Origin of the sequence: Mycobacterium sp. E3251, assembly GCF_001666835.1 — a bacterium.
GTDB lineage: Bacteria > Actinomycetota > Actinomycetes > Mycobacteriales > Mycobacteriaceae > Mycobacterium.
Window position 1 is genome coordinate 1 of the sequence record NZ_LZJF01000145.1, and the last position, 680, is coordinate 680.

A 680-nucleotide genomic window follows, 5' to 3' on the forward strand; every position below is an offset into this window, starting at 1 on the left:
GCCATTCCGGTGCGAACCATCGGCCCCGGCAGCATCGGAATCAGCTGCCCGTTCGGCCGCATCGGGATGTAATGCAGTGTCGCCAGCGGAATGTTGTAGTGTTCCGCGACGTTGGCGGCGGCCTGCTCGAAATTCAGGCCGGTGCACAATAGGTCAGCGTCGGCGGCGAGGGACGTCAGCGCCGCGCTGACCTCGCCCCAATGCCGGATGAGGGGCTCCCAGACCTTGCGCATCAACCTGATCGGGCTGCGGATCGTCCAGATGTTCCGGAAGAACTCAGCCCACATGTTGCGGAGGAACTCCTCGTCCAGGAAGTCGTGCAGTTCCGGGCCGTACGGGACCGCCGCGAGCCCGGTGGACTCGGCGAAACCCATCAATTCCGGTGGGACGGCCACGGCCACGTCGTGCCCTCGGCGCAGCAGCTCGCGGCCGACCGCTGCCAATGGCTCGATGTCGCCGCGCGTTCCGTAGCCGGCGAGGGCGAATTTCGTCACGGGTCCTAGCCTTGCAGTTGCCGTGCGCCGGCGACGTCAGGGGTGCCGTTCGTCACCCAACCCGTCCCGCGCGCGCGAAGTTTTCCAGAAGGTCGGCGCTCTTGGTGATGCTGTCTGCGGGCTTCGTCATCCGAGCGGCCAGCTCGCGGGCGCGCGAGAGGTAGTCGGGGGAGAGGATCTGGCGCA

Annotated in this window: 1 protein-coding gene; it reads right to left on the reverse strand. The window is 67.1% G+C overall.

Features of this window, described 5'->3' with window-relative positions:
- Nucleotides 1-494 (reverse strand): glycosyltransferase (locus tag A5697_RS17880; protein ID WP_197501057.1); only part of this gene is annotated, 494 nt, incomplete at its 3' end.
- Nucleotides 495-680: the final 186 nt, after the last annotated feature.